Here is a 3,525-nt window from a genome sequence, read left to right on the forward strand (position 1 = left end):
ATAACCATAATCACTAATCTCATATCCATCTAAAGACCGTATTAAAACCACTGCAACCTGAATAGAAGTAGAATCATCAAAAGCAACGAGTTTGCTTTCTAATGACTGTATTTCAGTATTAGATAATGTTCCTGTGTAATCATTTACTAAAGTGTTTGGCCTGGGAGGGAAATCCTGAGCTAGGGAAAACAGCGAAGATGTAATAAGGAGAAGAGCAAAAAGTATTTTTTTCATCTATTTTTTATTAGCTTAGAAAAACGATGTCATCAGACAATTCATTAGCATCGCCATCTTGATAAGGAAAGAATTTTTTTAGTTGTTTTCCTGCTTCTATTACACCAACACTAATTCCTTCCGCTAAATTACCGTTTTTAAAATGTTGGATCATCAGGTCCTTGGTACTATGCCAAAAATTATCAGGAACAAGTTTACTAATACCCTCATCACCTAATATTGCTAGTTTATGGTCTTCTGTCGCTATGTATATTAAAACTCCGTTTTTTTGTTGGGTTTGTTCCATTCCCAAATCGTAAAAGCATTCCAGTGCTCTTTGATAAGGATCTAATTTGCAGTGCTTTTCTAAGCATACTCTTATTTCCCCCGAGGTCGATTTTTCGGCCCATTCAATAGCGTCCTTAATTTTTTCCTGTTCTTGTTCGCTTAGTTTTGCCATAATCTAATAATAAGAAAGTCATTGAAAGAGCTTATTGATAAAATCAATAAGCTCTGCTTTGAGGTATATTCAAACTAAAATTTGACTTCTGGAGCTTTATTTGCTCCGGCATCCGCAGTGAAGCTTCCTTTTTGAGAAAATCCAAACATACCAGCAAAAATATTATTAGGAAATCTTCTGATATTAGTGTTGTATTCTTGTACAGCCTGGTTAAAATCTCGTCTGGCTACAGCAATCCTATTTTCTGTACCTTCAATTTGAGTTTGAAGATCTAAAAAGTTTTGATTGGCTTTTAAATTAGGATATTGTTCTGAAACAACCATTAATCTTCCTAAAGCCTGACTTAACTGCCCCTGCGACTCTTGAAATTTCTTTATGTTCTCTTCTGTCAGTTGATCTGGATTTACCTGAATAGACGTTGCCTTTGCCCTTGCTTCAATTACCTCAGTTAGGGTTTCTTTTTCAAAATTGGCAGCGCCTTTAACAGTATTGACCAGATTCTGGATAAGATCTGCTCTTCTTTGGTATTGGTTTTCGACCTCTCCCCATTGAGCTTTGACTTTTTCGTCCAATGCTACGTTCGTATTGTAGCCACAAGAATTAAGTGAAACAACAGCAAACAATGCTATAAATCCGTAAAGTAATTTTTTCATTTTCTAAAGTTTTGATTTTGCAATTTACGGTTTAGACTTCAAATTTTATACCTTTGTTACTATTCGGGATAAATACCCGACAAAATAACATGATAAAGGAAATAGAAGTTGTCATTTCTCCGGACGATATCTTTAATGAAGACAAAATAACAGAACAGGTTCTTCAGCAATCAAAAATAAAACGCAAATCACTTACCCATTTTTCAGTTCGAAAAAGATCAATAGACGCCAGGGGAAAAAATATCGTCTATAGACTTAAAGTTGTATTGTATATAGATGAGCATCCTCCCATCCAGCGTGAGAAATTCGTTTATCAGCATATAAAGCAGGCAGAACCAGTACTTATTATAGGAGCGGGGCCTGCAGGGCTTTTCGCTGCACTTAGATTGATAGAGCTTGGTTTAAAACCTGTAGTTATAGAAAGAGGTAAGGATGTAAAGCAACGTCGTAGAGATTTAGCTGCCATTAATAAATTGGGAGTGGTGAATCCAGAATCTAATTATTGTTTTGGAGAGGGTGGAGCCGGAACTTATTCGGACGGAAAACTGTACACCAGATCCAATAAGAGGGGAGACGTCAATAAGATGTTGCAGATTTTTGTAGATCATGGTGCAACAGAAGATATTTTGATTGATGCCCGTCCGCATATTGGGACAAATAAACTGCCGCATATTATTGCTGCCATACGAGAAACAATAATTTTGGCTGGTGGAGAAGTTCATTTTGATACAAAGCTTGAGGATATAATTGTAGAGAGTGGAGTGGTTAAAGGAGCAGTTACGAATAAGGGGAAGATAGATGGAAAAGCACTGATTTTAGCAACAGGACATTCTGCAAAGGATATTTATTACCTGCTGGATAGAAAAGGAATTCTTCTGGAATCGAAACCTTTTGCTTTAGGCGTTAGGATAGAACATCCGCAGGAAATCATAGATCAATCGCAGTATCATTGTGAAATAAGACACGATAATTTGCCTCCTTCTTATTACAGTTTAGTTGAACAAATAGAAGGAAGAGGAGTATTTTCTTTTTGCATGTGTCCGGGAGGAATTATAGCTCCATGTGCGACAGATGATGGAGAAATTGTGGTGAATGGATGGAGTCCGTCAAAACGAAATAATCCGTACGCAAATTCGGGGACAGTTGTTCAAATCAATTTAGGTGATATCCCTAATCCCGAAAAGCCCCTGGCGATGTTAGAGTTTCAGCATGCTGTTGAAAAAAGAGCTTTTAATGCAGGAGGAGGACATTTAAAAGCTCCGGCACAAAGAATGGTTGATTTTGTAAATAAAAAAATATCAGAAGCTTTACCGGCTAATTCTTATTTGCCAGGTTTGGAGTCTGCCGATTTATACGAAGTTTTACCTCCACTGGTAGCAAAAAGTTTGGCAGGCGCTTTGCCTGTATTTGGAAAGAAAATGAGAGGAATCAACGGTAAAGCAGGCTATTTTACCAACGAAGCAGTTTTAGTAGGAGTGGAATCGAGAACCTCGTCTGCGGTAAGAATACCCAGAGATAAAGATAGTTTGCAGCATCCTCAAGTAGTGGGCTTGTTTCCTTGTGCAGAGGGAGCAGGATATGCAGGAGGTATAATTTCTGCCGCAATAGATGGGCAGGCTTGCGCAGATGGTGTATATAAGTTTTTTAAGAATCTGTAATAGTCTGTAGACAATGGTCGATAGTCTGCCGAACGGATGTCTTTGGCACATGGCATAGCCTGAATGCAATAATCAGGCTTAATGATTAATGACCATTTTAACTAATAAACTAATTAATATGAAAAAGAAAACTCTAGTTCTGGGTGCCAGTACAAATCCAACCAGATATTCTTATTTGGCAGCAACCAGATTGGTTAATTATGGACACCCAATAATTAATGTTGGTTTAAAAAAAGGGGAAGTCGCAGGAGTAAGTATCGAAAAGCCAGAAACTATTCATTCTGATGTAGACACTATCACTTTGTATGTTGGACCAAGGCATCAGGAAGAATTGTACGATTATATTTTGAAAACGAAACCCAAACGGATAATTTTTAATCCGGGAACAGAAAACAGAGAGTTGGAAGAGAAGGCAAATGATCTGGGAATAGAAACGGAAAGGGCTTGTACACTTGTACTGTTATCTACCGGAGAATATTAAAATTAAAAGATCCGGGGAGCGTTCATCCGGATCTTTTAATTTTATTGACAATTTGTAGGT

At 37.4% G+C, this 3,525-nt stretch carries 5 protein-coding genes; 2 read left to right on the forward strand and 3 right to left on the reverse strand.

The annotated features are described in order from the left end of the window. The 3 genes from ABWO41_RS16695 to ABWO41_RS16705 form a co-directional block, all read right to left on the reverse strand. Positions 1-234 (reverse strand): TPM domain-containing protein (locus ABWO41_RS16695; RefSeq protein WP_353140441.1); only part of this gene is annotated, 234 nt, incomplete at its 3' end. A 10-nt stretch (positions 235-244) separates the two neighbouring features. Continuing rightward, positions 245-673, reverse strand: a complete 429-nt coding sequence (locus ABWO41_RS16700) for a TPM domain-containing protein (protein ID WP_353140443.1) — start codon at positions 671-673, stop codon at positions 245-247. Between the two features lie 74 nt (positions 674-747). Continuing rightward, positions 748-1,326 (reverse strand): LemA family protein, encoded by a 579-nt coding sequence (locus ABWO41_RS16705; RefSeq protein WP_353140445.1) that lies wholly within the window; start codon positions 1,324-1,326, stop codon positions 748-750. 89 nt (positions 1,327-1,415) lie between these two features. On the opposite strand from ABWO41_RS16705, the gene ABWO41_RS16710 reads away from it, so the two are divergent. Next, entirely contained in the window at positions 1,416-2,984 is a 1,569-nt protein-coding gene (locus tag ABWO41_RS16710) for an NAD(P)/FAD-dependent oxidoreductase (protein ID WP_353140447.1), read from the forward strand. A gap of 118 nt (positions 2,985-3,102) precedes the next feature. Further along, positions 3,103-3,465, forward strand: coding sequence for a CoA-binding protein (locus ABWO41_RS16715; protein ID WP_353140449.1), 363 nt, complete (start codon positions 3,103-3,105; stop codon positions 3,463-3,465). Positions 3,466-3,525 lie beyond the last annotated feature (60 nt).

The sequence above is a fragment of the Pseudopedobacter sp. genome (assembly GCF_040392825.1).
Lineage (GTDB): Bacteria > Bacteroidota > Bacteroidia > Sphingobacteriales > Sphingobacteriaceae > Pseudopedobacter.

What these genes read in the sequence shown, in the direction of transcription:
- ABWO41_RS16700 (WP_353140443.1), bottom strand. Translation starts at nt 673, where the DNA reads ATGGCAAAACTAAGCGAACAAGAACAGGAAAAAATTAAGGACGCTATT.
- ABWO41_RS16705 (WP_353140445.1), bottom strand. Translation starts at nt 1,326, where the DNA reads ATGAAAAAATTACTTTACGGATTTATAGCATTGTTTGCTGTTGTTTCA.
- ABWO41_RS16710 (WP_353140447.1), top strand. Translation starts at nt 1,416, where the DNA reads ATGATAAAGGAAATAGAAGTTGTCATTTCTCCGGACGATATCTTTAAT.
- ABWO41_RS16715 (WP_353140449.1), top strand. Translation starts at nt 3,103, where the DNA reads ATGAAAAAGAAAACTCTAGTTCTGGGTGCCAGTACAAATCCAACCAGA.